27 protein-coding genes are annotated in these 26,212 nt (G+C 59.1%); 16 read left to right on the forward strand and 11 right to left on the reverse strand.

The genetic code is table 11. The features are described from left to right. The coding region (locus ABYM29_RS04795) for a cation:proton antiporter regulatory subunit (protein ID WP_372862798.1) at positions 1–350 on the forward strand (350 nt) is incomplete at its 5' end. A gap of 57 nt (positions 351–407) precedes the next feature. After that, positions 408–896, forward strand: coding sequence for an ATP-dependent zinc protease (locus ABYM29_RS04800; RefSeq protein ID WP_372862801.1), 489 nt, complete (start codon positions 408–410; stop codon positions 894–896). Positions 897–923: 27 nt separating this feature from the next. On the opposite strand, the gene ABYM29_RS04805 is transcribed toward ABYM29_RS04800, so the two are convergent. Then, entirely contained in the window at positions 924–3,311 is a 2,388-nt protein-coding gene (locus ABYM29_RS04805) for a TonB-dependent receptor (protein WP_372862804.1), read from the reverse strand. A gap of 228 nt (positions 3,312–3,539) precedes the next feature. Between ABYM29_RS04805 and ABYM29_RS04810 the strand changes: the two genes are divergently transcribed. The 4 genes from ABYM29_RS04810 to ABYM29_RS04825 are packed head-to-tail and all read left to right on the forward strand — an operon-like array spanning position 3,540 to position 7,183. Further along, entirely contained in the window at positions 3,540–4,280 is a 741-nt protein-coding gene (locus tag ABYM29_RS04810; RefSeq protein ID WP_372862806.1) for a glutathione S-transferase family protein, read from the forward strand. Further along, positions 4,273–5,034 carry an SDR family oxidoreductase gene (locus ABYM29_RS04815; protein ID WP_372862809.1) on the forward strand — a complete coding sequence of 254 codons (762 nt, stop codon included), beginning with the start codon at positions 4,273–4,275 and terminating at the stop codon, positions 5,032–5,034. Before ABYM29_RS04810 ends, ABYM29_RS04815 begins: the two co-directional genes overlap by 8 nt. Positions 5,035–5,058: 24 nt before the next feature. Further along, the gene (locus ABYM29_RS04820; RefSeq protein ID WP_372862811.1) at positions 5,059–6,258 is read left to right on the forward strand and encodes a CaiB/BaiF CoA transferase family protein; all 1,200 of its coding nucleotides are present in this window, start codon (positions 5,059–5,061) and stop codon (positions 6,256–6,258) included. A gap of 16 nt (positions 6,259–6,274) precedes the next feature. Continuing rightward, positions 6,275–7,183 (forward strand): hydroxymethylglutaryl-CoA lyase, encoded by a 909-nt coding sequence (locus ABYM29_RS04825; RefSeq protein ID WP_372862814.1) that lies wholly within the window; start codon positions 6,275–6,277, stop codon positions 7,181–7,183. Here the strand turns inward: ABYM29_RS04825 and ABYM29_RS04830 are convergent. From ABYM29_RS04830 to ABYM29_RS04845, 4 genes are all read right to left on the reverse strand, one after another. Then, positions 7,180–8,037 (reverse strand): SDR family oxidoreductase, encoded by an 858-nt coding sequence (locus tag ABYM29_RS04830; protein WP_372862817.1) that lies wholly within the window; start codon positions 8,035–8,037, stop codon positions 7,180–7,182. The genes ABYM29_RS04825 and ABYM29_RS04830 overlap by 4 nt on opposite strands. 39 nt (positions 8,038–8,076) lie before the next feature. Continuing rightward, the gene (locus ABYM29_RS04835; RefSeq protein WP_372862819.1) at positions 8,077–8,466 is read right to left on the reverse strand and encodes an acyl-CoA thioesterase; all 390 of its coding nucleotides are present in this window, start codon (positions 8,464–8,466) and stop codon (positions 8,077–8,079) included. A gap of 77 nt (positions 8,467–8,543) precedes the next feature. Continuing rightward, positions 8,544–9,914, reverse strand: a complete 1,371-nt coding sequence (locus ABYM29_RS04840) for a TRAP transporter large permease subunit (protein ID WP_372862820.1) — start codon at positions 9,912–9,914, stop codon at positions 8,544–8,546. Beyond that, a complete protein-coding gene (locus ABYM29_RS04845) occupies positions 9,904–10,428 on the reverse strand; it encodes a TRAP transporter small permease subunit (RefSeq protein WP_372862822.1) in 525 nt (174 codons plus the stop codon). Before ABYM29_RS04845 ends, ABYM29_RS04840 begins: the two co-directional genes overlap by 11 nt. Before the next feature lie 126 nt (positions 10,429–10,554). On the opposite strand from ABYM29_RS04845, the gene ABYM29_RS04850 reads away from it, so the two are divergent. Both ABYM29_RS04850 and yaaA read left to right on the forward strand, forming a co-directional pair. Then, positions 10,555–11,052: a DUF4265 domain-containing protein gene (locus ABYM29_RS04850; protein ID WP_372862824.1), complete on the forward strand. Its 498-nt coding sequence runs from the start codon at positions 10,555–10,557 to the stop codon at positions 11,050–11,052. A gap of 23 nt (positions 11,053–11,075) precedes the next feature. Then, the gene (gene yaaA / locus ABYM29_RS04855; RefSeq protein WP_372862826.1) at positions 11,076–11,849 is read left to right on the forward strand and encodes a peroxide stress protein YaaA; all 774 of its coding nucleotides are present in this window, start codon (positions 11,076–11,078) and stop codon (positions 11,847–11,849) included. A gap of 2 nt (positions 11,850–11,851) precedes the next feature. On the opposite strand, the gene ABYM29_RS04860 is transcribed toward yaaA, so the two are convergent. Further along, positions 11,852–12,310, reverse strand: coding sequence for an EVE domain-containing protein (locus tag ABYM29_RS04860; RefSeq protein WP_372862829.1), 459 nt, complete (start codon positions 12,308–12,310; stop codon positions 11,852–11,854). A gap of 80 nt (positions 12,311–12,390) precedes the next feature. Here ABYM29_RS04860 and ABYM29_RS04865 point away from each other — a divergent pair, with 80 nt between their 5' ends. Beyond that, a complete protein-coding gene (locus ABYM29_RS04865; protein WP_372862831.1) occupies positions 12,391–12,981 on the forward strand; it encodes a DUF938 domain-containing protein in 591 nt (196 codons plus the stop codon). 54 nt (positions 12,982–13,035) lie between these two features. On the opposite strand, the gene ABYM29_RS04870 is transcribed toward ABYM29_RS04865, so the two are convergent. Then, positions 13,036–14,559, reverse strand: coding sequence for an OmpA family protein (locus ABYM29_RS04870; RefSeq protein ID WP_372862834.1), 1,524 nt, complete (start codon positions 14,557–14,559; stop codon positions 13,036–13,038). A gap of 229 nt (positions 14,560–14,788) precedes the next feature. Here ABYM29_RS04870 and yegQ point away from each other — a divergent pair, with 229 nt between their 5' ends. Both yegQ and ABYM29_RS04880 read left to right on the forward strand, forming a co-directional pair. Next, the gene (gene yegQ / locus ABYM29_RS04875) at positions 14,789–16,102 is read left to right on the forward strand and encodes a tRNA 5-hydroxyuridine modification protein YegQ (protein WP_372862836.1); all 1,314 of its coding nucleotides are present in this window, start codon (positions 14,789–14,791) and stop codon (positions 16,100–16,102) included. 40 nt (positions 16,103–16,142) lie between these two features. Beyond that, a complete protein-coding gene (locus ABYM29_RS04880) occupies positions 16,143–16,526 on the forward strand; it encodes a hypothetical protein (RefSeq protein WP_372862839.1) in 384 nt (127 codons plus the stop codon). Here ABYM29_RS04880 and ABYM29_RS04885 read toward each other — a convergent pair whose 3' ends face one another. The 3 genes from ABYM29_RS04885 to ABYM29_RS04895 all read right to left on the reverse strand — a co-directional run bounded on the left by ABYM29_RS04885 (position 16,527) and on the right by ABYM29_RS04895 (position 19,296). Beyond that, positions 16,527–17,672 (reverse strand): GNAT family N-acetyltransferase, encoded by a 1,146-nt coding sequence (locus ABYM29_RS04885; protein ID WP_372862843.1) that lies wholly within the window; start codon positions 17,670–17,672, stop codon positions 16,527–16,529. It lies immediately after the preceding gene. A gap of 37 nt (positions 17,673–17,709) precedes the next feature. Then, on the reverse strand, positions 17,710–18,591 hold the full coding sequence (gene ubiA / locus ABYM29_RS04890; protein ID WP_372862844.1) for a 4-hydroxybenzoate octaprenyltransferase: 882 nt from the start codon (positions 18,589–18,591) through the stop codon (positions 17,710–17,712). Between the two features lie 81 nt (positions 18,592–18,672). Beyond that, positions 18,673–19,296, reverse strand: coding sequence for a chorismate lyase (locus tag ABYM29_RS04895; RefSeq protein WP_372862846.1), 624 nt, complete (start codon positions 19,294–19,296; stop codon positions 18,673–18,675). Between the two features lie 124 nt (positions 19,297–19,420). Here ABYM29_RS04895 and ABYM29_RS04900 point away from each other — a divergent pair, with 124 nt between their 5' ends. The 4 genes from ABYM29_RS04900 (at position 19,421) to ABYM29_RS04915 (ending at position 24,095) form a co-directional block, all read left to right on the forward strand. Further along, positions 19,421–20,794 (forward strand): FAD-dependent oxidoreductase, encoded by a 1,374-nt coding sequence (locus ABYM29_RS04900; RefSeq protein ID WP_372862849.1) that lies wholly within the window; start codon positions 19,421–19,423, stop codon positions 20,792–20,794. A gap of 130 nt (positions 20,795–20,924) precedes the next feature. After that, positions 20,925–21,545 carry a class I SAM-dependent methyltransferase gene (locus ABYM29_RS04905; protein ID WP_372862851.1) on the forward strand — a complete coding sequence of 207 codons (621 nt, stop codon included), beginning with the start codon at positions 20,925–20,927 and terminating at the stop codon, positions 21,543–21,545. Positions 21,546–21,633: 88 nt separating this feature from the next. After that, positions 21,634–22,923 (forward strand): dicarboxylate/amino acid:cation symporter, encoded by a 1,290-nt coding sequence (locus tag ABYM29_RS04910; protein ID WP_372862853.1) that lies wholly within the window; start codon positions 21,634–21,636, stop codon positions 22,921–22,923. After that, complete coding sequence (locus ABYM29_RS04915; protein ID WP_372862856.1) at positions 22,920–24,095, forward strand: hydroxymethylglutaryl-CoA reductase; 1,176 nt, start codon at positions 22,920–22,922, stop codon at positions 24,093–24,095. The genes ABYM29_RS04910 and ABYM29_RS04915 overlap by 4 nt, the downstream gene beginning before the upstream one ends. A gap of 7 nt (positions 24,096–24,102) precedes the next feature. On the opposite strand, the gene ABYM29_RS04920 is transcribed toward ABYM29_RS04915, so the two are convergent. Continuing rightward, complete coding sequence (locus ABYM29_RS04920) at positions 24,103–24,474, reverse strand: STAS/SEC14 domain-containing protein (protein ID WP_372862857.1); 372 nt, start codon at positions 24,472–24,474, stop codon at positions 24,103–24,105. Between the two features lie 372 nt (positions 24,475–24,846). Here ABYM29_RS04920 and ABYM29_RS04925 point away from each other — a divergent pair, with 372 nt between their 5' ends. Continuing rightward, the gene (locus ABYM29_RS04925) at positions 24,847–26,211 is read left to right on the forward strand and encodes a cytochrome ubiquinol oxidase subunit I (RefSeq protein WP_372862860.1); all 1,365 of its coding nucleotides are present in this window, start codon (positions 24,847–24,849) and stop codon (positions 26,209–26,211) included. Position 26,212 lies beyond the last annotated feature (1 nt).

The following is a 26,212-nucleotide window of genomic DNA, read 5'->3' on the forward strand; positions in this document are numbered from 1 at the left end:
CCCAGGTGGACTTCCCCGAAATTGATGTCCGCCAGCGGCTGACCGTTAGCAAAGGTTACGGCGTCAGTGAGATTTTTGTTCCCGAAGGCTCTAAGTTTGTCGGCATGAGCATCGCCGCCACCAAGCTCAAAGACCAGGACATCAATGTTCTCACTCTCTACCGCGGCGCCAAAGTCATACCCAACCCCAAGCAAGAGCGGGTTTTGGAACCCGGTGATAAACTGCTGTGTTTTGGCAAACTTGAAGCGATGCGCAGCATGGTGCCCGCTAGGGCGAGAAAAAGACGTCAGCCCGAGGTTGCCGATCTTCCCGAGACCCTACCCGCGACCGAGGCAGACTCGGAAACCTGAAGGGCAAAAATTGGCTGACAGTCAGCCCAATGTTCGCAGCGACCCAGAGTACAACGCGTGGATAAGCATTTAATCGATGTCGGCTGGGCCGAGTGGCTGACTATTCCCGAACTCGGCATACCTTATATAGCGGCGAAAATAGATACGGGGGCGCGCACCTCCTGTCTGCATACTTTTTCCGTCGACGCCTTCGAGCGGCGCGGTGAAACCTGGCTGCGCATCGGCTTGCACCCGATTAAGGGCAATAGCGACATAGAAATATGGCGGGAGATCAAAGCCAAAGAGCAACGGGCGGTGACCGATTCCGGTGGCCACACCGAGCAGCGCTGGGTAGTAGAATTGGATCTGGTCATCGCCGGACAGACCATTCGCGCGGACGTCACGCTGACGAATAGAGACAATATGGCCTATAGAATGCTGCTGGGGCGCACCGCAATGACCAAGCGCATTCGGGTTAATCCCGGCAGCAAGTGGCTTTGCGGCACCCCCTCTAACGCAGAGCTAGAAGAGGCAAAAGTCCGTTGGCAAGGCCTGCCAGCGACCTAAACCCGGCCCCGGCAGAACTGGCGGCAGCTACCACTGGTAATTGAGTGCCGCGAAAATTTTGCGGCCGGCTTTTTGGCGGCTGTTGTAGGTACCGGGGAAGAACACCGTATCGACGACCTGGGAGAGTACTTCTTCGTCGGTCAGATTACTGCCGCCCACACTGATTGCCCAACCGGACTCAATAGACGCCAAACTCACCCGTGCCGACACCATCGTGAACGCCGGCGAGAAGGCATTGGGGTCCAGGTCGCCATCGGTATATTGATCCCCCTGATATAAAAAGTCGACGCTGGCGCTCATTGCCAAGCCAAACAGCGGAAACTCCAGCGTGGGCGTCAAGCTCGCCGTCTCCTTGGGCGCCATGGCAATACGCCTGCCGCCTAGATCCTGCTGGGCATCTACGCCCTGATCGATAGGCGCAGGCGCCGCCGGGTAACTGTCGTAACGCGCATCGAGTAAGCCCACCGAGGCGGCAATGCGAAGAATTGGCAGTGGCGTGAGCCACAGTATATCCGCCTCCAAGCCATCGGACGTCGCCGTTGCCGCATTCTTTACATCAAAAAATGCGCCGTTAAAGGCCAATACCTGAAGGTTTTCAAACTGGGTCTGGTATACCGCAAGATTGAAACGCAGGGTGTTTTCAAAAAAGCTGCCCTTTAAACCCGCCTCGACGGTAGCGGCTTTCTCTGGCTCAAAATTAAGGTCTTCACCACCGAACGACGAGGCATTAAAGCCACCGCTTTTAAAGCCGCGGGAATAGCTTAGGAAGACGTTGGCATCTTCATTTAAATAGTACTGCAGGGACAGCTTTGGCGACACGTCGCTCTCTTCACGCTGAATACCATTCTCCTGGTATTCCTCGGCGCTCAGCGCCGTGCCCATCACACAGGGCAGCCCGACACTGGCGTTGCGGCAGCGGGAGTGGCCGCTAGCATCGGCCGTCTTGGTTTCCTGGCTATAGCGAATGCCCGGTGTTAACACCCACTTGTCGGTGATGTACCAACTGAACTGGGCAAACGCCGCATAGGCCTCAACCTCCAAAAAATAGTCCAGCACATAGCTGTCGTCGCCAATGGCAGCCGATCCCACAGGGGAAATCAGCCCCAGGCCGGCAAGGTTTACCCCGCCCAGCAAGCCACCGGAGCCACCGTTGGTATCACCGCTGATGAGTTGCATGGCGTCGTCAGTGGTCAGATAGGTCAATAAATCATCGCCCGTAGTGATAAACACCTGCTGCGCAAATTCGGACTGCAGGGCGTAGAGGCCCGCAACCAGGTTTACCCCCTCGCCAAAACCAAACAGGCTTTCCGCGGTAGCGTTAAAGCGCAGCTCCAGTGACTGCTGGTCGTAGTCAGAGGTCACCGCCAGTCTCGCCAGGTCTGCCGGTGAGGCATCGAGGTCGACCAGGCTGTCGAGATACAAGTCGGTATCGGCAACGATTAAGGTCAAGGCGCCATTCTGCATCCCGGCAAAGGCCCCCAGCTGCCACTCGGTAAGCAGGGAGACACTGGTCGATTCTTTGTCGATAAAGCCGGGAATATTGTAGGAGCTGCGCTGATCGAAGGGATTGTCTTCAATATCGGGGTCGTAATTTTCCAAGAAAGTCCGCGTGTCATCGTCGAGCTTATAGGTCTGCAAACTCCAGTATTTCGCCACCGTTTCCGACTGGTAGGCCGTCAACTCCATGTGCACGGTATCACTGGCGTCGAAAAACACTTTCAGCCGCTGCGCATTCTGCTGGTGCTCATCGTCCTTGCGATCGAGGAACTGATTGTAGAGATCGCCCTCCTTATCTCTATCCATCGCCGACAATCGCAGCGACAGGGCGTCGCTGACACTGCCGGCAACCGCCGCTTCGACATACTGCTCGCCGGCATCGTTGTGCTGCAATTGGGCACTGCCGGAAAACTGCTCGGTGGGGTCGCCAGAGCTGACGTTGAACACGCCGGCCACGGTATTCTTACCAAACAGGGTGCCCTGCGGTCCGCGCAACACCTCGATGCGAGCAATATCAAACATCGCCTCGCTAAAGTACGACGGGCGGTTATAGAACACCTCGTCCTGAACGAAGCCCACCGAGCTTTCAAACGCCGCGTTAAGCGGGTTGGAACCAAAGCCGCGAATATTAATTTGCGTCAGCGCGGGATCGGTATCCGACGAAAAACGCACATTTGGCATATAGGGCGCCAAGTCCTGCAAGCTCACCGCCCCCACCTCTTTCATAAATTCGCCGCTGACCGCAGTCAGCGAGATCGGCACATCCTGGGAGGACTGTTCAATTTTCTGCGCGCTGACAATCACCTCTTCCAACATGCGGCGCTCCGGCGCTGCACCAGCATACGTTCTGCCAGGAATAAGCAGTAGCAGTGCAGTACCGACCACCAGGGCAGCCAAACGAGACTCACGACTGTTCATAAACATAAGCATCCATAATTATTATTGCGTCGCTATATTTGGCCCGGCCAAAGCTTCCGGAACGACGCTATATCGCACAAGCATTATGTCAATTTAATTTACAGTATTATCGACTTTCACGGGCCCAGTCAACATCCCATGAAAAACAATTTGGCTACTGACAGGCTGGACATTCCCGATAAATTAATGTCAAGATAATTGACGTGATTGCACAGGAAGCTAACGCCGATGATTGAGCTGCATACTGTTCCGACCCCCAATGGCCACAAAGTCTCGATTGCCCTCGAAGAACTCGGCTTGGACTATCGGGTCATTCCCTACGATATTAGCCAGGGCGACCAGTTCAAGCCCTCATTATTGGCACTGAACCCCAATAACAAGCTACCGGTCATCGTCGATACCGCCGCCAACAATGGCAAGCAAAATGTCAGCGTGTTTGAAAGCGGCGCCATTTTGATTTATCTCGCCGAAAAATGCGGGGCCCTGCTGTCGCCACATTCACCACAGCGCTACATCGAAATGCAGTGGCTGATGTTCCAGATGTCCGGGGTCGGACCGCTACAAGGCCAGGCCCACCACTTTGTCCGTTACTCCCGCGTTCAGCAGGACTACTCCCGGCAGCGCTACCTGCAGGAAACCCGCCGCCAGTGCCGGGTCATCGATGGCCAATTGCAGCAGCACGAATTTATTGCCGGCGCCGAGCTGTCAATTGCCGACATCGCGCTGTGGCCATGGCTGCGCGCCCTGCCGCTGATTGGCGTTCACAGCGACCAGGAGTTTCCGGCGTTGCACCGCTGGTTTTCACAACTGGAACAGCGCCCCGCTTTTCAACGCGGCAAAGACGTGATCAATGGCTGGGTTTACGACCTGCCGCCCAATTTTTATATGGAGCTCGACGACAAAACCTGGTCTTACTCCTTTGGCGAAGAGCAGTATAAAGAGCGCAGCAGGGACCAGAACAATGGCTGACTTATTTTCAGTGGCCGGAAAATCGGTAGTCATTACCGGCGGCTCTCGCGGCATAGGCGCCATGTTGGCCGAAGGTTTTGTTAAAGCCGGCGCCGAGGTAGTTATCAGTGCGCGCAAGCCCGACGAACTCCATGCCCGCTGCGAACAGCTTCAGGCACTGGGCAATTGCACAGCCATGGTCGCCGACTTATCCAGCCAGCAGGGCGTGCTCAACTTTGCTGAGCAATTGCGGGCCCACACCGCGCAACTGGATGTATTGATCAACAATGCCGGCGCCAGCTGGGGCGCCGATATCGACTGTTTCCCCGAGTCGGGCTGGGACAAAGTGATGGACCTCAACCTCAAGTCACTGTTCTTCCTCAGCCAGCAATTGCTGCCCCTGCTGTCTGCCAGCGCCCGCGCTGACCAACCAGCGCGCATCATCAACATTGCCTCGGTCTATGGCCTGGTCCACTCCACACTGAAAACCTATTCCTATTCAGCGAGTAAAGCAGCCGTTATCCAACTTACCCGACAGTTGGCGGCTGATCTCGCCGAGCGGCACATTACCGTTAATGCCATTGCCCCCGGCTACTTCCCCAGCGAAATGACTGCAGCGCTCGATGATAGCGAGCTGGTCGCCGGCATTCCCGCCGGGCGCATGGGACAGGCCGATGACATTGCCGGCACAGCCCTATTTTTATCATCGCGGGCCGCCAACTATATGACCGGCAGCACGCTGGTTCTCGACGGCGGCATTGTTGCCAGCCGCTAATCATAGAGAAGTTAAAGGTGTTTTATGAATAGTGCACTGTCAGGCCTTCGCGTACTCGACCTCACCCATATGCTCTCGGGGCCCTTTTGCACGATGACCCTCGGCGACATGGGTGCCGAAATGATCAAGGTTGAACCCCTCCAGGGCGAGGGCACCCGCAAGCTGCTGGCCAGCGACCCCCTGCACGCCATCGACGGTATGGGCGCCTATTTCATCACCCTCAATCGCAATAAAAAAAGCATCGCCATCGACCTGAAAAGCGAGCAGGGCCTGGCACTGTTTTACTCGCTGGTCGAAAAAGCAGACATCGTCGTCAATAACTACGCCGCAGGGGTGCCCGAAAAACTTAAAATCGATTACCCGCGGCTGGCGCAGATCAATCCGCGCATCATCACTTGCTCGATCACCGGCTTTGGCGAAAACGGCCCGGGGGCCAAACGCCCGGCCTTTGACCAGGTTGCCCAGGCCTATGGCGGCGGCATGTCGATCACCGGAGAAAACGCCTCACAGCCAATGCGCGCCGGCATTCCCATTGGCGATCTCGGCGGCGGCATGTTTGGCGTTATGGGTATTCTGGCCGCCGTCATCGAACGCCAGCAGTCCGGTCGCGGCCAACATGTCGACATCTCCATGCTCGACGCGCAGATCTCCCTGCTCAACTACATGGCAACCATGCACTTTATGTCGGGCCAAAATCCCGAACCGATCGGCAACAGCCACTTTGTGCATGTGCCCTACAACAGCTACCCCACCGCCGACGGCCATATCGTGATCTGCGTGCTCACCGACAATTTCTGGCACAATCTAAAGTCGCTGCTCAACTGCCCCGCCCTGGATAAGCCCGAATACGACAGCCAACCCGGTCGCCTTGCCGACAAGGCCTTTATCGACGCCACCTTGAGCGACATCTTTCGCACTGACAGCAGCGCACACTGGCTGGAAAAATTAAACGCCGAACGCATTCCCGCCGCGCCGGTCAACAACTTCTCCCAAGCCTTGCACGACGAGCAAGTGCGACACCGCAACATGGTCGTCGAACTCTCTCACCCCAATGGCAAAAGCGTGCAGGGACCCGGCTGCCCAATCAAACTATCGCGCAGCGCACCGAGCGCCTTCAGCGCAGCGCCTCTGCTTGGCCAACACAGCGACAGCATCCTGAGCGAACTGCTGGACTTGCCCGGCGACGATATCGCCCAGCTTCGCCAACAGGGCGTCATCGTCTAAACCCAGGGAGGCGGTCATGGAAACAGTCTGGATACGCGACGTCGGCCCGCGCGACGGCTTGCAGAATCAACGGCAAATATTAAGCAGCGACCAGCGGCTACAGCTGATTCGCAGCCTGCTAAAGGCCGGTGTTAGCGCAATCGAAGTGGGCGCCTTTGTGTCGCCTAAAGCCGTGCCCGCCATGGCCGGCAGCGACACCGTGCTGGCCGGACTGGCCGGCGATGTCGGTGAATTTTCCGTGCTGATCGCCAACGTCAAAGGCTATGAACTGGCACTGGCTGCCGGCGCCACGCGGGTGGCCATTGTAGTGGCCAGCACTGACACCATGAATCGCAAGAATATCGGCATGGACACAACTCAGGCCTTCGCCTTTGCCGACACCGTCTTGCGGCGCGCCCTTGCCGATGGTGTACACGCCAGCTGCTATATAGCCACCGCCTGGGAGTGTCCCTTTGAGGGACCGGTGCCCACGAGTTCAGTGCAACGCCAGGCCGATGCCCTGCTCAATAGTGGCGCCCAGGAAATCGTTATCGCCGATACCATCGGCGCCGCCGCCCCGGCGCAAGTGGCGAGTTTAATGCGCGGCCTCGGCCAGCAACTGGGCAGCGAACGATTGGCCTGCCATTTTCACGACACCCGCGGCATGGGAATCGCCAATGCCTATGCTGCCTTGGAAAGCGGTATTCGCCGCTTTGACGCCTCGATCGCCGGCCTGGGTGGCTGCCCCTTTGCGCCGGGCGCCTCAGGCAATATCGCCAGCGAAGACTTGGTGTTGATGTTGAACCAACAGGGCTACGACACCGGTATCAGCCTGGCCGGACTGGCCGAGGCCTCGGCCTTAGCCCGACAACTCTGCGATCACCCCGCGGTGCCAAAATCATTGCGCTGGATTCAGCAACAGCGCGACAAGGGCGCACTCAGCTAGGCGCTGCGCCGAATATAGTCTTCACTCAGCGCCCAGAGCTGTTCTGCGGCGGCGTCATCCTTGCCCCAGGGCTTGATGCGCTTGGGCTTGCAGTTGGCAAAATACTCACCACTGACGCCCTCTAGGCTGGGCGAGGTGGCGACAAATACCGAGGTCGCCGCGCCCTTATCCGGGCTGCGGAAAAACGGCTTTAACAGCAGGCCCAGCACCTTGCCGATCACCGCGTGATCCTGCTGGCCCAGCCCGGTGCTGACCGCACCGGGGTGGACGCAATTCACCGTGACACCGGTGCCCGCCAACTGCTTGGCCAACTGCCGGGTCCACAAAATATTGCAAAGCTTGGAGTGGCCGTACACCTTGAAGGTTTTATAGGGGTGCTGGGCAAATTCCGGGTCGTCAAACTGCACCCCCTTGCTAAAGGCGTGGGCCTCCGAGGCCACCGACACAATACGCGCCGGCGCGCTCTGCACAATGCGCTCACGCAGCAACTCAGTGAGCAGGAAGTAGGCCAGGTGATTGACCGCAAAGGTCTCCTCAATGCCATCGGCACTGAGCTTGCGCTGGGTATTCACCACACCGGCATTGTTCAGCAGCAGATGCAGCGGCTTGCCGGTATCGAGAAACTGCTGGGCGGCGCGGCGAATATCGGCCATCTTCCCCAGATCGGCAATCAGCAGGCTCAGCTCCGCATCGCTGCGCAGTTCGCGCAGCTCGCTCAACAGAGCCTCGCCCTTGTCCGGGTTGCGACACAAGATAAACAGCTCGGCGCCCTGCTCCACCAGCGCCTTGGCAGTGGCGCGGCCGATGCCATTGGTGGCACCGGTAATCAGACACACTTTTCCCTTCATGCTCATTATTATTATCCTATTGGCATTGCTGCGAAAAAACAGCGCTTAGTCAACGCTGCGGGTGCGGCCATTGTCGTCAATGGCAACAAAGACGAATTCGCCCTCGGTGACTTTTACCGGCGCATCGTCGTCGTATTCAGCGGTCCACACCTCGACATTGATGCGAATCGAGCTGCGGCCAACCTCCAAAATTTCGGTATGGCAACTCACTACGGCGCCGACATTAACCGGCGACATAAAGGCCATACCGGTAACCGCCACCGTGGCCACTCGACCGCCGGCACGGCGGCTGGCAGTAATGCTGCCGGCAAGATCCATTTGCGACATCAACCAACCGCCATAGATATCTCCGTCGGCGTTGGTATCGGCGGGCATGGCAATCACTTGCATGGCCAGCTCACCGTTGGGACGAGGTACATCGTCAATGTCACGCATCGCGTTTCTCTCTAAGCTTGAATGTTTCTTAGGGCACCCAGTTAACGGACGCTTTGTAGTCTTGTCAATCTAATTCCTCAGCCCCGCACCAGCGCTGGCAACCAGGTCGCCAGCGACGGCCACAGGGCCAGCGCAGCCAACACCAATAATTGTAAAATGATAAAAGGCGCCACGCCCCGGTAGATATCCGTAGTAGCCACCGAGGCCGGCGCCACACCGCGCAGATAAAACAGCGAAAAACCAAAGGGCGGTGTCAGGAAAGAGGTCTGGAGATTGAGCGCAATCATAATCCCCAGCCAGATGGGTTCGACACCCATGGCCAGCAATATCGGCCCGACGATCGGCACCACCACAAAGGTGATCTCGATAAAATCAAGAATAAAACCGAGCAGGAAGATCACCAGCATCACCAGGGCGGTGGCGGCGACCACCCCACCCGGCATGGCATTAAACGCATCGTGAATCAGCTCGTCACCGCCAAAACCGCGAAACACCAGCGAAAACACCGCCGCGCCAATGAGGATCATAAACACCATGCAGGTCACTTTCATGGTCTCCCGCGACACCTCACCGAGGCGCGCCAGCGACAGGCGGCCGCGCAGCAGCGCCAACAGCGCGGCACCTAGGGCGCCGACCCCAGCAGCTTCGGTGGGGGTCGCCGCACCGGCGAGAATCGAGCCCAGCACCGTGGCAATAAGCAGTATTGGCGGCACAAAACCACGCAGCAACTCACCCAGTGCCGGGGGTTGTAAGTCTTGAGCCGGCGGTGCCTTGCGCGGCTGCAATATCGCGACCGCCGCCACATAGGCAATATAGAGACCGACCAGCAATAGGCCGGGAATCAGGGCGCCGATAAACAGATCCCCCACCGACAGGGTCTTGGGACTGAACACGCCCATATCCAGCTGGGCCTGCTGATAGGCGCTGGACAGGGTATCGCCGAGTAACACCAGGGCAATGGAGGGCGGAATAATCTGGCCCAGGGTGCCGGTCGCACAGATCGTGCCGCTTGCCAGTGCCGGGTCGTAGCCGCGCTTGAGCATCGACGGCAGCGACAGCAAGCCCATGGTAACGACCGTCGCGCCGACAATGCCGGTACTGGCGGCCAGCAACATACCGACAATCACCACCGAAATGCCCAGGCCGCCGCGGCGGCGACCGAACAGCGCCGCCATATTGCCCAGTAACTCTTCAGCGAGCTGACTCTTTTCCAGCAAGACGCCCATCAGCACAAACAGCGGCACCGCCAGCAGCGTAATATTATTGATGGTGCCAAACAGGCGATTGGGCAACGCCGACAAAAAACTGGGGTCAAAGTGGCCGAGGCTGATACCCAGACCGGCAAAGATCATCGCCACCCCCGCCAGACTGAAGGCCACCGGGTAGCCCAGCATCAACACCAGGCAGATCAGCACAAACATCAGCAGCGGCATTAACTCAATCAACATCGTCGGGCTCCACAGCGCTGTCGCCCATCAGCGTCAGAGCATTGCGCAGCAGTTCGGCCAAGCCCTGCAAGGCGAGGTTAATCGCCATCAATGGAATCAAACTCTTGAGCAAAAACACTGCCGGAATACCGCCGGGTTCCACCGAGCTTTCGCGAATTTCCCAGGCCTTGGCACTAAATTCCCAGCTAGTCACTAGAATCAGGCCGCACAGCGGCAGCAAAAACAGCAGCGTGCCGAGGCTGTCTACCCAGGCGCGCTGACGCACAGAGAAACGCTGGTAGAAAATATCCACCCGCACATGAGCGCCGTGTTTCAGCGCATAGGCCGCGCCCAGCATAAATACCGTGCCGTGCAGATAGCTCACCGATTCCTGCATGGCCGTCAGCCCCTGACCAAAGCCATAGCGCATCAGCACCACCGCAGCGGTAATCAGCATCATCAGGGGAATACCCCAGGCTAGGGCGCGGCCGCTGGCCTCGGTGAAGGCATCGATCAGTCTTAGTGTCGCTCTCATTATTTTCGCTTGCTGCGTGTCGACCTAGGAAGCCGCCCATTATAGTCGCAGCGTCGCAGCCCCCGCCATGCGAATAGCCGGCAAACGCGCTATCATTGCGACTTTTAGGGTAAATCCACCACCGCCATGAGCCAACCTCCTTTCGCCGACAAAGAAACCCGCCTGGAACTGTTCGCCGGCATTCACCCGACCAGTCAGCAGCCCATCTTTGAGCAGTGCCTGGCCACCCCCTGTGAAACTGAAGGCCAATACCGGCTGCTCAAATCGCCGCTGTTTGTGCGCGGCCTTGCGGCCCTGGACACCATTGCCCTGAACCCTGAGGCCCGCGGCCGCTTTAGCATCGTCGAGCGCGGCGGCAACCTCTGCCTGCGCGTGTTTATGCGCGAGCCCGACACCGCGCTGGAGCAGCAGCTGACCGGCGAGATCGAAAAGCTGGGCGGCCATCTGGATGTCTGCAGCGAGCGCGCACTGGCCTACAGCATCCACTTTGGCGTAGGTTTTCAAGCCATAGAGAAATTACTCGATGCCAACATCAAGCAGGGCGAAGCCCGCTGGTTGTACGGCAATGTCTACGACGACCAGGGCGAGCCGCTTAACTGGTGGCAGGATCTGTTGAAGGCCTAGCCTGGCACAACTCGGAGCAGTCAATGTTAATGGTTATTTCGCCGGCGAAAACGCTGGACTTCGACACCCCCGCCCACACCGAGCAGTACAGCCAGGCGGATTTTCTCGACCAGTCGCAAACGCTGATCGACCAGTTGCGGGCGCTGGCGCCACAGGATATTTCCGCGCTGATGAAAATCAGCGACAAACTGGGCACGCTTAACTACCACCGCTTTGCCGACTGGCACACCCCCTTCACCAGCGACAATGCCAAACAGGCGCTGCTGGCCTTTCGCGGCGACGTCTACACCGGCCTCAATGCCGACAGCTTCAGCGAGCCCGACTTTGACTTTGCCCAGCAGCACCTGCGCATTCTCTCCGGTCTTTATGGCCTGCTGCGGCCACTGGATCTGATTCAGGCCTACCGACTGGAAATGGGCACCAAGTTCGCCAACTCCGCAGGCAAAAACCTCTATGAATTCTGGGGCACACAAATCACCGAGGCGATTAACGCCCAACTGCAACATGCCGGCCCGTTGCTACTCAACCTGGCCTCCAACGAATACTTCAGCGCGGTCAAAACCAAGCAGCTTGACGCCGAGATGATCACCCCGGTGTTTAAGGACTACAAAAACGGCAAATACAAAATTATCAGCTTCTACGCCAAAAAAGCCCGTGGCCTCATGGCGGCCTATGTGATTAAAAACCGCATCACCGACGCCGAGCAGCTCAAAGCCTTTGACGTCGACGGCTACTATTACAGCCCCGAGCAGTCCCGCGCTAATGAATGGGTATTTTTGCGCGACGAAGCGGCCTAGGCCTATTCCATCGCCAGAATGGTCTGCCAGTCGGCCGCATCAATCGGCATAATCGACAGGCGATTGCCCTTTTTCAGCAGCGCCATGTCACGCAGCGCCGGGTGGGCCTTTAATTCGCTGAGCGGGATCAGCCGTTTCAGCTTCCTGACGAATTTCACATCCACCATATACCAGCGCGGCTCCTCATCACTGGCCTTGGGGTCGTAGTAGTTACTGTCGGGGTCGCGGGCAGTGTGATCGGCATAGGCCTCGCGCACCACCTCGGCAATGCCGGCAATGCCCGGCGTCTTGCACGCCGAATGATAGAAAAACACCCGGTCGCCCACCCGCATTTGGTCGCGCATCATATTGCGCGCCTGGTAGTTGCGCACCCCATCCCAGTGCTCAGTGGCACTGGGGCGGGCCGCCAGGTCGTCGATACCAAAGGTATCGGGCTCCGATTTCATCAACCAGTATTGCATCGTCCCTCCCCCGCACCGACACTGTATCGGCGACGACAAAAGTGTAGCGGCCCGATGCCGCCAAGGTCTACGGAGACACCATGGAAAAGCCCTTTTCACAAGCCTGTGAAAACAATAAGCAGCCAATTTTCAATGCCCTGAAAGACCTCCTGGACGAGGTCGACAGCGTGCTGGAAATCGGCAGCGGCACCGGTCAACACGCGGTGCACTTTGCCAGCCTGAAGCCGCAGCTGCGCTGGCAGTGCTGCGATCAAGCGGAGTATTTACCGGGCATTCAGCGCTGGCTGGACGATGCCAAACTGCACAAGCTGCCGTCGCCGCAGTGCTTTGAGGTCAACAGCTCTCCCTGGCCACAGGGCGAGTTTCAGGCGCTGTTTTCCGCCAATACCCTGCATATTATGAGCTGGCCATCGGTAGAACAGCTGTTCGCGCGCATTGCCAGGGAAGGACAGCCGCTGCAGTGGCTGTGGTTTTACGGACCCTTTAACTACGGCGGCGAATACACCTCGGCGAGCAATGCCCAATTCGATGCCTGGTTGAAAAACCGCGACCCGCAGAGTGGTATCCGCGACTTTGAAGCGGTCAATACCCTGGCCGAAAATGCCGGTTTTCGGCTGCACAGCGACTGCGCCCTGCCCGCCAACAATCGTCTGCTGATCTGGCGGCGCTAACTGACAGGCAAAAAAAACCGCGACTATAGCCGCGGTTTTTTTAACTAGGGCTTGTTACAGCTCCTCGTCATAATCGTACTCATACTCTTCTTCGCTGAGTTCATCTGCAGCGGCGTCGTAATCGTACTCATAGCTTTCTTCTTCAATAACTTCGTCGGCCATCGCCTCTTCAGTCATTGTCTCTTCAGCCATTTCTTCTTCGACCATCGGCTCTTCAGCCACTTCTTCAACCATCGGCTCGTCAACCGTTGGCATATACACCTCGTCGACAACCAGCTCTTCGTCACCCAGAACTTTCAGTTCTACACGACGGTTCTGTGCGCGACCCGCCTTGGTGTCGTTGCTAGCCATCGGCTGCTCTTCACCGTAGCCACGAGCGGTCAGGCGACTGCCATCCACACCCTTGCCAACCAAATAGCTTTTCACTGACTTGGCGCGGTTCTGTGACAGGTTCATGTTGTAGCTATCACTGCCGGTGCTGTCGGTGTGACCCTGCAACTCAACATTAAAGCCGGGCGAGCTATTCAAGGTTGCCGCGACACCATCGAGAATGGTTTCCGCATTAACCGTCAGTTGCGCGCTGTTCAACTCAAAGTTCACGCCGCGCAGTACCACTGACTGCTCTTTACCACAGCCGTTTGACATCACCTCTTCACCACGGGGGGTGTCGGGGCAAGCGTCATCGCGATCGGCAACACCGTCGCCATCGCTGTCCAATGAACAGCCCTGGGCATCGACTTCATCGCCAGCTGGGGTATTGGGGCACTTGTCCAGATAGTCGGCAACACCGTCTTTATCGCCGTCCAGCGGGCAACCTACGCTGTCCACCTGCACGCCGCGGGGGGTGCCTGGGCACTGGTCGTTTTCATCAACCACGCCGTCGCCGTCGCCGTCTTTGACACCATACTGAGCATCAAAGAAGTTGTAGCGCAGGCCAATCAACAGGCTCTGGGACTCGTACTCCGTTTCCAGAGTAGAAACGTCACCCTTGAGTTCCAGATCTTCCGACACCGCGTAGCGGTAACCGGCATCCAACACCAGTCTCGGGCTCAGGTGGTAGTTAACACCGGCACCTACTTGGGCAATGCCCACATCATCATCACTGCCACCGAGGTCCATGTTGGCCATACCCAGGCCAACACCAACGTAGGGACGCAGGCGCTCACCAGCGCGGAAGTCGTACCACAGATTACCCATCAAGGACTCGACTTCCAGAGAAGCGTCGGAGTCTTCAACGTCGTTTTCACCTACGCGGTATTCCAGTTCCAGACGCAGTGGGCTGGCGAACTTGTAACCAAAGCTCAAGCCGTAACCCCAGTCATCACTGTATTCCGTATCGACGTCGGTAGAGGCACCTGCCGCCGGTGGCGTAATTCCTAGGTCGGTCAGCAGCTGAGTAAACGGGTCGCCCGGCGCTGCCGCACTGTCTGCACTCAGCTTGCCGTCGGCGTCAAAGACTTGGGTGTACGCAGCATGGCCGCCCACATAAAAACCTTTTTCTTCTTCGGCGTTCACCGCAGCTGTCGTCGACGCGAGTAATACACCCGCTGACAGAGCAGTCATCCATTGCTTGCTCATCGCAATCCCCCAGTTATTAATTTATAAGTTCACGCTAGTTACAACCTGTATAGCGGTCGATACTAACCGATATTACGACACAGGTTTAGTAAAAAGGGTCGCCTCCTTGGTACTTTTACCCTAAGTTTTTCGCTTTTTTCGACACAGCACAAGAATTACCCCTGCCAATAGCGGCCGAGCCGCGAGGGATGCGTTACCATAGCGGCGTTTTTTTGACCGGTTTGCGATTATGTCCCCAGAGCTCCTCTCCCCCGCCGGCAGCCTGCGCAATATGCGCTACGCCTTTGCCTATGGCGCCGATGCCGTCTATGCCGGCCAGCCGCGCTACAGCCTGCGGGTGCGCAACAATGAATTTAAAGACCTCGACACCCTAGCCAGCGGCATCAGCGAAGCTCACGCCCAGGGCAAGCAGTTCTATCTCGCCTCCAATATTTCACCGCACAACGACAAAATCCGCAGCTATTTGCGCGACCTGGAGCCGGTGGTAGAAATGGGCCCCGACGCGCTGATCATGGCCGACCCCGGCCTGATGATGCTGGTGCGCGAGCGCTGGCCGGAGCTGCCCATCCACCTGTCGGTGCAGGCCAATGCGGTGAACTGGGCGAGCGTCAAATTTTGGTATCAAAACGGCATTCGCCGGGTGATTCTGTCCCGCGAGCTGTCGCTGGACGAGATCGAGGAAATCCGCCAGCGGGTGCCGGAAATGGAGCTGGAGGTGTTCGTCCACGGCGCACTGTGTATCGCCTATTCCGGCCGCTGCCTGCTGTCGGGCTATATGAATCACCGCGACCCCAATCAGGGTGCCTGCACCAACGCCTGCCGCTGGCAATACCAGGCTCACGAGGCCAAGGAAGACGACAAGGGCGACCTCATTGCCGTGCAAAACTATGAGCCCCAGCCCCAGGCCGAGCCGGTATTGCTGCAACAGGCCCAGCGCCCCGGTGAATATATGCCCGCCTATGAGGACGAACACGGCACCTACATTATGAACTCCAAAGATCTGCGCGCCGTGCAGCATGTGCAGCGTCTGCAGCAAATGGGCATCCACTCGCTGAAAATCGAGGGCCGCACCAAGTCCCACTACTATGTGGCGCGCACCGCACAGGTCTATCGCCGCGCCATCGACGACGCCGTCGCCGGCCGCGAATTCGATATGGGGCTGATGGACGAGCTCGAGACGCTGGCCAATCGCGGTTACACCGAGGGCTTTTACCGCCGCCACCCGCCCAAGGAATACCAAAACTACGAGATGGCCCACAGCAGCGCCCAGCAACAGCAGTTCGTTGCCGAGGTTGTCGATGTCGCCGGCAACGACATTATTGTCGATGTTAAAAACCGCTTTGATCGCGGCGACACCCTGCAGCTGATGACCCCCCAGGGCAATCAGCGCTTTGCCCTTAACACCTTACTGGACAAAAATGGCAAGGCCATCGACGCGGCCCCCGGCTCCGGCCACCGCGTGCGCATTCCGCTGGACGCCAGTATTGATGAAAACGCCCTGCGCTACGGCCTGCTGGTCAAGGAGTTTCACGGCGCGGCCTAAGCCTGCTAGGCTGAGCGAAAGCATGTAGGGGAGCACAAGCATGGAGCGACGTAAACTGCGGGCATTGCGCGCACTGATCAATGTCAGCCTGCTCAGCCTGATTTTTGGCGCCACCATCAACTTACTGGCCAGCTTGCTCGGCAGCTACAGCGCCATCGGCCTGGGGCTGGCCGGCGTGCTGCTGACCTTCTATTGCTACCGCCGCGCCGATCGCGTCGAAGCCAGCCACACCGCCTATAACCTCTGGCGACTGCTGCCCACCCTCACCTTTGTGTTAGTGCCGCTGTTCATCTTTTGGTACGGCAGCGACTCGCAGTGGACCACCGCCGAGATCTTGCTGCTGACCGAAGTCGGCGCCAGCTACCTGCTGCCCATCACTTGCCTGCTGATTGTTGAGCGCACGATGAAAAAAGCCCAGCAGTAATCAATCGGCCGCCCGCTTAAAGGGCAGCAGCGCCGCCGCCTCCTGCAAATAGTCGCCAATATGCTGCTCCTCGGTGTGGAGAAAGCGCGCCACGGCGTCGCTAAAACCGGCGTCCGCCAGCCAGTGGTGGGAATAGGTGACAATCGGCTCGAAACCGCGCTGAATCTTGTGCTCGCCCTGGGCACCGGGATCGAATTTCTTCAGGCCGCGTTCAATACAGTGTTCAATGCCCTGGTAGTAACAGGCCTCAAAGTGCAGAAAATCGTATTCGCGCAGGCAGCCCCAGTAGCGACCAAATAAGGTGTCGGCGCCCTCAAAGTTCAGGGCAGCCGCCACCGGCACCTCACCCTCATAGGCCAGCACCAACAACAGCTGCTCGGGCATGGCCTTGGCAATGACCTGAAAAAACGCTTCCGATAAATAACCGCCGTGGCCGCTGCGCTTGGCATAGGTCTGCTGATAGCAGTGAAAAAAGAACCGCCACTGGGCCTCGCTGACCGCGCTGCCGCGCAGGCGCTCCAAACGCAGACCCTGGTCGGCAACCGTGTTGCGCTCCTTGCGCAAATTCTTGCGCTTGCGCGAACTAAAGCCCGCCAAAAAATCATCGAAATGCCGATAGTCGCGGTTGTACCAGTGATATTGCGGGGCGATGCGCTGCATCAAGCCGGCCCGCTGCCACTGCCCCGCCTCGGCCGGCGTCGAAAACAGCACATGCAGCGACGAGGCCCCCAGTTGCTCGGCCCGCGCCTGCAGCTGCGCAACCACCGCCGCCGCCACCTTTTCCGCATCCAGGTCAGCGCGCAGGCACAATCTCGGCCCGGTGGCTGGCGTGAAGGGAATGGCCGCCAACAACTTGGGGTAGTAGTCGCGACCGTAGCGCCGATAGGCGTCGGCCCAGGCCCAGTCGAAAACGTATTCGCCATAACTGTGCGACTTGATATACAGCGGCAGTACGCCGCACAGCGCCTCGCCCTCGCAGAGGATCAGATGCTGTGGCTGCCAGCCGGTATCGGCGCAGGTGGCGCCGCTGTCCTCCAGCGCCCGCAAGAACGCGTGGCGCATAAACGGGTAATCGCCACCAACAATCGCGTCCCATTCCGCGGCGGCCACCCGGTGAATACTGTCGATAAACTGCAGCGTCAGCATACTCAGCGTCCTGCCCGCCTAGCGCCCGGCCATCCAATCACGCCGGCAGCGCATAGTGCAGGGCGATACCGACGAAAATCGCCATACCCACATAGTGATTGTTCAAAAACGCCTTAAAACAGTTGTCGCGGTCGCGGTATTTAATCAGCTGCTGCTGGTAAATAAACAGGCCGCTGGCCGCCATCAAGCCGGCGTAGTAGATAAAACTCATGGCAAACTGCTTGCCGACCAACAGCATCACCCCGATTACCGAGGCCTGCAGCATGGCGGTGATCACCTTGTCGTCGTCGCCAAACAGAATAGCGGTGGATTTCACCCCTATCTTCACATCGTCGTCGCGGTCAACCATGGCGTAGAAAGTGTCGTAGGCCACCGTCCACATCAGCACCGCAATATAAATCAGCCACAGCGCCGCCGGCAGCTCGCCGCGCTGGGCGGCAAAGGCCATGGGAATCCCCCAGGCGAACGCCGCGCCCAGCACCAGCTGGGGCAGGTGGGTATAGCGCTTCATAAAGGGATAACAGGCGGCCAGTGCCACCGCCGCAAACGACAGCGCAATGGTCAGACGATTGGTGAACAAAACCAGCACAAAGGCGCTCAGGCACAGGCCGGCAAACAACAGCAGGGCCTCTTTTTCACTGACGCTGGCGGTGGCAAAGGGGCGATTTTCGGTGCGTTGCACATGGGCATCAATATGGCGGTCGGCGTAGTCGTTAATGACACAGCCGGCCGAGCGCATCAAAAAGGTGCCCACGCAGAAAATCAGCAGCAAATGCCAATCGGGCAGGCCCTCGGCGGCCAGCCACAATGCCCACAGGGTCGGCCACAACACCAAATAAGTGCCTATCGGCCGGTCGATGCGCATCAGCGCAAAATACTGGGGAAGCTGTTGGCGAAAATGCTGGAACTGCGCCTTCATCGTCTACTCGACTCCTCTGTTGCGAAGCGCAGTATAACCCGCCCCGCGGCCGACGTCTGAGCCCCCTGGCAGGAGAACGGATTAGCACCAGGGCTGAAAGTCCGGTAGGAAAATCTCGCTGACCATGATCGGCCGCTCGCCAAACACAAAGCAGGAGCGCCGCCCCCACAGCATTGCCGCGCTGTCCTGCAGCTCGCATAGCGGCAAGTCCGCCGCGGCGGTATGGCAGATCTCATAGGGGATGCGCCGCATCGAGCGGTCGGTAAACAGCAGGTGGCCCAAAGGGCGGCTATCCAGACCGCGCAGGCGGCGCAGGTGACCGCTGAGACTGCGCGCCGGCAAAATACTGCGGGCATATACCCAGGGCTGATCGTGACAACACAGCAACACTTCGCGAATCAGTCCCCAGTCGCGGTCGCCCATGCCCAGCAAACGGCGTTCAGAGAGTCGCGGCAGGCCCCAGCGTTGACTGAGTACCTGCACGCGAAAATGGCCGCCCGACTTGCGCCGCAGATGGGCGGTCAGCGAGCCAGTATCGAGCAGCCAGGGAGCCGCGGTGAGGGGCCGCTGGGCTCCTACAAACTGATTAGCTGGTAACCAGTTGGGCTCATGACAGTAGCATCGGTTTAATTGAAGGGCGTACAATGTCGGGCTTCCAGTGGCTAGATCACTGAATACGGGCCGCCGAGGCATTGGCTGGCCCATTCGCTGAGTGCGGCAGGATGCGTGAATCGCCGCCGACTTGCAAGCCAGCAACCGCCGCAATGATAAGGCCACGGGCCAACAAAGGCAGTTGCGTAAGACAAATTGAAAACGGCAGGAACCGACTATGAGTAAGTGGGAATGTATTGTTTGCGGATGGGTGTACGACGAGGAAACCGGCGATCCGGATTCCGGTATTGAGCCCGGCACCCGCTGGGAAGATATCCCCGACGACTGGCTGTGCCCCGACTGTGGCGTAGGTAAAGAAGACTTCGAAATGATCGAACAGTCCGAGCCCAGCAATCTGCCGCATCACGACGAACCCGCCACCGCCAGCCAGGATGCACCCATTGTGGTCATCGGTACCGGCCTGGCCGGCTACGGCCTGGTGCGCGAACTGCGCAAGCACGACAAAGACACACCGGTCATCATGATTACCGCCGATGACGGCCGCGCCTACTCCAAACCGATGCTGTCTACCGGCTTCACCAAAAACCAGGACGCCGACGCCCTGGCCCAGAAAGATGCCGGCGGCATGGGTGAAGACCTGAACGCCAGCGTGTGGACCATGACCAAGGTCACCGCGATCGACACCGCCGCGCAAACCATCTCCACCGGCGACGCCGAAACCAAGGTGCACTACAAGAAGCTGGTACTGGCACTGGGCGCCGACGTCATTCGCCCGCCCATCGGCGGCAACGGTCAGGACTACGTTTACTCGGTAAACGACCTGCTGGACTACGACGACTTCCGCCAAGCCATCGCCAGCAACGGCGTGAAGAAGGTCTGCATCATCGGTGGCGGCCTGATCGGCTGCGAATTCACCAACGACCTGATCAACGGCGGCTTTGAAGTTGAAACCGTCGACCCCCTCGGCTACTGCCTGCCTACCCTGCTGCCCGAAGCGGCGGGCAAGGCCGTACAGAACGCCCTGGAAGCCAAGGGCGCCAAGTTCCACTTCGGCCCGCTGGTGACCGAAGTCAACAAGGCGGACAAGGGCGTAACCGTGACGCTGAACAACGGCGAAACTATCAGCTGCGATCTGGTGCTGTCCGCTGTTGGCGTTCGCCCCCAGGTCGAGCTGGCCAAATCAGCGGGCATCGAGGTGAACCGCGGTGTGGTCACTAACCGCCTGCTGGAAACCAACGCGGCCAATGTCTACGCCATGGGTGACTGCGCCGAAGTCGCCGGCCACGTGCTGGTCTACGTTGCCCCGCTGATGGCCCAGGCCCGCGCGCTGGCCAAGACTCTGGCTGGCGATGCCACCGAAGTCAGCTATCCCGCCATGCCGGTCACCATTAAAACCCCGGCCTGCCCAGTGTGTGTGTCTCCGGCGCCGCGCGACGCCAAGGGCGACTGGCAGATCGAGCAGGACGGCAATAACGTCGTGGCCAAGTTTGTCGACACCGCCACCGGCGAGCTGCTGGGCTTCGCCCTGACGGGCGACGGCACCAAGCAGAAAATGGCGCTGCAAAAAGAGCTGCCGGCAATCATGCCCTAAGCCTTTGACGCTGTGAACAAACCCCGCTACGGCGGGGTTTTTTGTGCCCGTCGATCCGCCATTGCAGCCCTTGCAATCGCCGCAGCACTGGGCTGCAATAAGCGCTCAAAAAAACAATAATGGAAAAGTCATGAGCCTTTACGACAAGTATGTCTTGCCCACGATGATCGACTGCGCCTGCTCCATGCCCGAGGTGATGGCAGTTCGCCGCGAAGTGGTGCCACTGTGTCGCGGCGCCGTGCTGGAGGTGGGCATGGGTAGCGCCATCAATCTGCCGCTGTACCGGGCCGATCAGGTGGACTACATCTGGGGGCTGGAGCCCTCGGCAGGCATGCGCCGAAAAGCCCAAAAAAACCTCGCCACTAGCGCGCTGGAGGTGCGCTGGTTAGACCTGCCCGGCGAACAAATTCCGCTGGCCGACAACAGCGTCGACACCGTGCTGCTCACCTTTACCCTGTGCACCATTGCCGATTGGCGCAGTGCCCTGCTGCAAATGCAACGGGTGCTCAAGCCCGATGGCCAGCTGCTGTTTTGCGAGCACGGCCTGTCGGCGGACGCCGGCGTGGCGCGCTGGCAAAATCGCCTCACCCCACTGTGGAAGCGCTTGGCCGGCGGCTGTCACCTCAACCGCCCCATCGACCAGCTGCTGCGCGAGGGCGGCTTTGTGATCGATGAGATCAAGCAGCGCTATCTGGAAAAATCGCCGCGCATTGCCGGCTATGTCTACAGCGGCAGCGCCCACAAAGCCTGAGGCGGGCGCTGGCCTGATCGCCGGCGGCGCGCTAGAGTGCAACTAGAACTGCGGCCCACAATCGCCGCTTAATCACCACGGAATCCCTATGCGCAAACTTGCTCTGCACTGGCAAATCGCCATCGCCATTTCTCTCGCCGTGCTCGCCGGCCTGCTCAGCGGCGCCGACGCCGAACTCGGCGGCGTCAAACTGGTTGCTGTCTATACCTTTATTGGCACGCTGTTTCTCAACGCCTTGAAAATGTTGATTGTGCCGCTGGTCAGCTCATCGATCATCAGTGGCATGGCCGGCATCGGCGGCAGCAATTTAGAGCGCTTGGGCGGCAAAACCCTGCTGTTCTACGCCACCTCCAGCCTGATCGCCATCTTAATCGGCCTGACCGTGGTCAATATTATCCAGCCCGGCGGCGGCGACACCCAGGCACTGGCCGCCGGCCTGAGCAGCGACAACGCCGAGCTCAACGCCACCCTCGCCAAGGTGGAAGGTCGCGGCGCCGGCGACGTGGTGCAAGTGTTTGAGCGGATGATTCCCACCAATATCATCGCCGCCGCCGCCGACGGCCAAATGCTGGGCTTGATCTTTTTCACCCTGCTCTACGGCTTTTTCCTGGCGCGCAGCGAATCGGCCCACGCCGAGGTACAGCTCAATTTCTGGCAGGGGCTGATGGATATCATGACCAGCATGACCATGTGGGTGATGAAGTTTGCCCCCCTCGGGGTCTTTGGCCTGGTCGCCAAAACGGTGGCGACCACCGGCTTCGACGCATTCGCGCCCATGCTCAAATTTTTTATCGCCACGGTGCTGGCGCTGGCCCTGCACGCCTTTGTCGCCATGCCGCTGATCCTGCGCTATCTGGGGCGGGTGCAGCCGCGAAAACACTATCAGGCCATGGCGCCGGCCCTGCTCACCGCCTTTTCCACTGCTTCCAGCTCAGCGACACTGCCGCTGACCATGGAGTGCGTGCAGGACAAATCCGGCGTATCGAAACGCACCAGCGGCTTTGTGCTGCCGCTGGGCGCCACCGTCAATATGGACGGCACCGCCCTCTATGAATGCGTCGCCGCCATGTTTATTGCCCAGGTCTACGGGCTGGAACTGGGCTTTGCCCAGCAGTTCACCATAGTGATGGTGGCCCTGCTCACCTCCATTGGTGTGGCCGGCATTCCCGCCGCCAGCCTGGTGGCCATCTCGGTGATTCTCGGCACCATCGGCCTGCCGCTGGAGGGCATTGGCCTGCTGCTTGTCACCGACCGCATCCTCGATATGATGCGCACCGCCGTCAACGTATTCAGCGACTCCTGCGCGGCGGTGGTCATTGCCCGCAGCGAGGGCGAGCAGACCCTGATCGCCCTCGACCCTCCGCGGAGCCAAGCATGAGCCAGCGACTGCGCATACCGCGCCTGAAGGGCAACGACTACTCGGAACAGGCCGCCCGGCAACGCCGCGAGTTTTTGCGCGAGCGCAGCGGTGTCGAGCTGCAGCACAGCAGTCACTACTCCCTCGATCCCGCGAGCCTGGAAGGCAACACCGAAAATTTTTTCGGTGTGGTGCAAATGCCGGTCGGCGTTGCCGGTCCCTACCGGATTAACGGTGAACACGCCCAGGGGGATTTCTACATTCCCATGGCCACCACCGAGGGTACACTGATCGCCTCTTACAGCCGCGGCATGCGGCTGGTGAGCGAGTCCGGCGGCTGCACCGTTACCGTGATCGGCGAGGCCATGCAGCGCGCGCCGCTGTTCGAGCTGAGCAGCGCCCGCCACGCCCGCGCCCTGAGCCAGTGGCTGGATGAACACTTCAGCGCCATCAAGGCCGAGGCTGAAAGCACCACCCGCGTGGGCAAGTTGATCGACATTCAGCGCTGGGTGGTCGCCAATAAATTGTTCACCCGCTTCAACTACACCACCGGCGATGCCGCCGGCCAGAACATGACCGGCAAGGCCACCCACCACGCCTGCCAGTGGATACTGGCCCACTTCTCCGGCATCGAAAATTTCTCCCTGTCGGGTGGCATCGAAACCGACAAGAAGCACTCCCACATGAACCTGCTGCACAGCCGCGGCAAGAAAGTCGTGGCCGAGGCGGTGATCAATAAAGACCTGCTGCGCAGCCTGATGCGCGCCGAACCCGAGCGCATGGTGCGCCTGCGCCAGCGCACCGTTATCGGCAGTCTGCTGGCCGGTTCCGCCTACAACGGCCCCCATGCCGCCAATGGCATCGCCGCCCTGTTTATCGCCACCGGCCAGGACGAAGCCAATGTGGTGGAGTCGCATACCGGCCTCGCCTTTATGGACCTCACCGACGACGGCGACCTCTACTACTCGGTGACCCTGCCGTCGATTATTTGCGCCAGCTACGGCGGCGGCACCGGCCTGGCCACCCAGCGCGAATGCCTGCAGCTTATGGATTGCTACGGTCAGGGCAAGGCCCACAAACTGGCTGAGATTATCGCTGCCACCGTGCTGGCCGGCGACCTGTCACTGGCGGCGGCGGTAGTGTCTGATGAGTGGGTATCGAGCCACGACCAGCTGGGGCGCAACCGGCCCTAGGCGCCCGCTAGCGAGGCTTGCATAGAATCCAGTGGGTAGCTGGCTGGACCTCGTCATAGTCAAAGTGCCGCACCTCGGCATTGACGAAATGGCTGCCCAGATGTTCCACCACTTCGCCAATCAGCGAGTCCGTTACCAGGGCAACGCGAGAGACTTTTCGGTGATGGTCTTTGACAAACCGGAGGTGGGCAATCAACGCGGCAAAAGACGCCCAGCCGGGAAACGACCGCGCGTAAATAATCAGCCCGCGCAAACCGCCATGCGTCTCAATATAGGGGTCGACGATTTTCGCCGCCGAAACAAAATCGTCTTCAGACAGCTTGCCATCGGGCTCCAGTGTCACAATCCCTTTTTCTTCATCGATATTCACATTCAGCATAAGCGGCCTCCCGCTGAGTCACCACGATCATTACTATAAGGATAGTGTATTTCCGCCAACAAGCAGGCGACACCCGCGCCATTCCCGGCCCGGAACAACGTCGCCCCTGCCTGCCTAGACAGCGGCTGAGTCGCTGCGGTTATTCGCCCCTAGACAATATGTCATATCGCATTCGCCGCAGCCGGCAGCTACCTTGTATAAACCCGCAAGCATCTCAGCGTTTTTCGAGATACCGATGCCGCCATTAACCACCGGCACCGCGCCGGCATTGCGGCTTGACGGGCGGCACCAGGTCTCGGCAACACGGCCACTGTAGCTAAGGGTTGCGACCGGCCAGCCAAGCAATTTTTGTCAGTGATCAGAGAGGTCCACATGGACATTGATCCCTTCGTACTTGCGCGCATTCAATTCGCCACCAATATCAGCTTTCATATTTTATTCCCGGCCATTTCCATTGGTCTGGCGTGGATACTGCTGTTCTTCCGCCTGCGCTTTACTCAAACCGGCGACCGCGCCTGGGAGTACGCGTATTTTTTCTGGGTAAAAATTTTCGCCCTGACCTTCGCCATGGGCGTCGTTAGCGGCATTACCATGAGCTTTCAGTTCGGCACCAACTGGCCGGGCTTTATGGAAAAAGCCGGCAATGTCGCCGGGCCACTGCTGGGCTACGAAGTCCTCAGCGCCTTCTTTCTAGAGGCCTCGTTTCTAGGCATTATGCTATTTGGCAAAGACCGCGTGTCCAACCGCCTGCATTTACTCAGCACCTTTCTGGTGGCCTTTGGCACCACCTTGTCGGCATTCTGGATTCTGTCGCTGAACTCCTGGATGCAAACCCCCGACGGCATCACCATGGTCGACGGCGTGGTGATGGTCGACGACTGGATGGAGGTGATCTTCAATCCCTCCTTTCCCTACCGCTTCTTTCACATGCTGATCGCCTGCTTCCTCACCGCCGCCTTTCTGATTGCCGGCGTGAGTGCCTGGCGCGCACGTGCCAATGTCGATGGTCCCGCAACGTGGAAGGTCATGCGCACGGGCGTGGTGATCGCCGCCATTATGGCACCCACACAAATTCTGGTCGGCGACCTGCACGGCCTGAACACACTGGCACATCAACCCGCTAAAATCGCCGCCATGGAAGCGGTATGGCAGACAGAGCATGGTGCGCCGTTTACCGTGTTTGCCCTGCCCAATGAAGCGCAGCGCCGCAATGACTACGCCCTTGAAATCCCCTACGCTGCCAGCCTGATTCTCACCCACGAACGGCAGGGCGAGGTAAGGGGCCTAGACGAATTTGACGGCAATCACCCGCCGGTAGCCATGGTGTTTTATTCCTTTCGTGTCATGTTGGCAATGGGCGGCTTAATGCTGCTCACCGCTTGGTGGGGCGTCTGGCAACTGCGCGGTAACCGCGCCGCCAGTAACGGCCTGCTACTGGCCCTGTCGGCCATGACTTTCTCCGGCTGGATCGCCGTATTGGCCGGCTGGTATGTGACCGAAATCGGCCGCCAGCCATGGATTGTCAGCGGCTTGATCACCGTGCAAGAGGTGGTCGCCGACCACAGCAGTGCCACCGTCGCGGGCACCCTGTTCGGCTATATACTGCTGTATGTTTTCCTGCTGATCAGCTACATCGGCGCTATTCGCCACCTGTCCACCAAACCCGCAGCATCGCTGGCACTGGGGCCAGTGAGCTTCCGCAACCGCGAACTGCGCAACAACAACGGGGAGGCTTGAG

Origin of the sequence: Spongiibacter sp. (assembly GCF_041602295.1) — a bacterium.
GTDB lineage: Bacteria > Pseudomonadota > Gammaproteobacteria > Pseudomonadales > Spongiibacteraceae > Spongiibacter.

What these genes read in the sequence shown, in the direction of transcription:
- ABYM29_RS04915 (WP_372862856.1), top strand. Translation starts at nt 22,920, where the DNA reads ATGAGCCAGCGACTGCGCATACCGCGCCTGAAGGGCAACGACTACTCG.
- ABYM29_RS04815 (WP_372862809.1), top strand. Translation starts at nt 4,273, where the DNA reads ATGGCTGACTTATTTTCAGTGGCCGGAAAATCGGTAGTCATTACCGGC.
- ABYM29_RS04885 (WP_372862843.1), bottom strand. Translation starts at nt 17,672, where the DNA reads ATGCTGACGCTGCAGTTTATCGACAGTATTCACCGGGTGGCCGCCGCG.
- ABYM29_RS04870 (WP_372862834.1), bottom strand. Translation starts at nt 14,559, where the DNA reads ATGAGCAAGCAATGGATGACTGCTCTGTCAGCGGGTGTATTACTCGCG.
- ABYM29_RS04865 (WP_372862831.1), top strand. Translation starts at nt 12,391, where the DNA reads ATGGAAAAGCCCTTTTCACAAGCCTGTGAAAACAATAAGCAGCCAATT.
- ABYM29_RS04925 (WP_372862860.1), top strand. Translation starts at nt 24,847, where the DNA reads ATGGACATTGATCCCTTCGTACTTGCGCGCATTCAATTCGCCACCAAT.
- ABYM29_RS04840 (WP_372862820.1), bottom strand. Translation starts at nt 9,914, where the DNA reads ATGTTGATTGAGTTAATGCCGCTGCTGATGTTTGTGCTGATCTGCCTG.
- ABYM29_RS04850 (WP_372862824.1), top strand. Translation starts at nt 10,555, where the DNA reads ATGAGCCAACCTCCTTTCGCCGACAAAGAAACCCGCCTGGAACTGTTC.
- ABYM29_RS04830 (WP_372862817.1), bottom strand. Translation starts at nt 8,037, where the DNA reads ATGAGCATGAAGGGAAAAGTGTGTCTGATTACCGGTGCCACCAATGGC.
- ABYM29_RS04910 (WP_372862853.1), top strand. Translation starts at nt 21,634, where the DNA reads ATGCGCAAACTTGCTCTGCACTGGCAAATCGCCATCGCCATTTCTCTC.
- ABYM29_RS04900 (WP_372862849.1), top strand. Translation starts at nt 19,421, where the DNA reads ATGAGTAAGTGGGAATGTATTGTTTGCGGATGGGTGTACGACGAGGAA.
- yegQ (WP_372862836.1), top strand. Translation starts at nt 14,789, where the DNA reads ATGTCCCCAGAGCTCCTCTCCCCCGCCGGCAGCCTGCGCAATATGCGC.
- ABYM29_RS04835 (WP_372862819.1), bottom strand. Translation starts at nt 8,466, where the DNA reads ATGCGTGACATTGACGATGTACCTCGTCCCAACGGTGAGCTGGCCATG.
- ABYM29_RS04905 (WP_372862851.1), top strand. Translation starts at nt 20,925, where the DNA reads ATGAGCCTTTACGACAAGTATGTCTTGCCCACGATGATCGACTGCGCC.
- ABYM29_RS04895 (WP_372862846.1), bottom strand. Translation starts at nt 19,296, where the DNA reads ATGGGCCAGCCAATGCCTCGGCGGCCCGTATTCAGTGATCTAGCCACT.
- ABYM29_RS04820 (WP_372862811.1), top strand. Translation starts at nt 5,059, where the DNA reads ATGAATAGTGCACTGTCAGGCCTTCGCGTACTCGACCTCACCCATATG.
- ABYM29_RS04920 (WP_372862857.1), bottom strand. Translation starts at nt 24,474, where the DNA reads ATGCTGAATGTGAATATCGATGAAGAAAAAGGGATTGTGACACTGGAG.
- ubiA (WP_372862844.1), bottom strand. Translation starts at nt 18,591, where the DNA reads ATGAAGGCGCAGTTCCAGCATTTTCGCCAACAGCTTCCCCAGTATTTT.
- ABYM29_RS04805 (WP_372862804.1), bottom strand. Translation starts at nt 3,311, where the DNA reads ATGAACAGTCGTGAGTCTCGTTTGGCTGCCCTGGTGGTCGGTACTGCA.
- ABYM29_RS04880 (WP_372862839.1), top strand. Translation starts at nt 16,143, where the DNA reads ATGGAGCGACGTAAACTGCGGGCATTGCGCGCACTGATCAATGTCAGC.
- ABYM29_RS04810 (WP_372862806.1), top strand. Translation starts at nt 3,540, where the DNA reads ATGATTGAGCTGCATACTGTTCCGACCCCCAATGGCCACAAAGTCTCG.
- yaaA (WP_372862826.1), top strand. Translation starts at nt 11,076, where the DNA reads ATGTTAATGGTTATTTCGCCGGCGAAAACGCTGGACTTCGACACCCCC.
- ABYM29_RS04860 (WP_372862829.1), bottom strand. Translation starts at nt 12,310, where the DNA reads ATGCAATACTGGTTGATGAAATCGGAGCCCGATACCTTTGGTATCGAC.
- ABYM29_RS04845 (WP_372862822.1), bottom strand. Translation starts at nt 10,428, where the DNA reads ATGAGAGCGACACTAAGACTGATCGATGCCTTCACCGAGGCCAGCGGC.
- ABYM29_RS04825 (WP_372862814.1), top strand. Translation starts at nt 6,275, where the DNA reads ATGGAAACAGTCTGGATACGCGACGTCGGCCCGCGCGACGGCTTGCAG.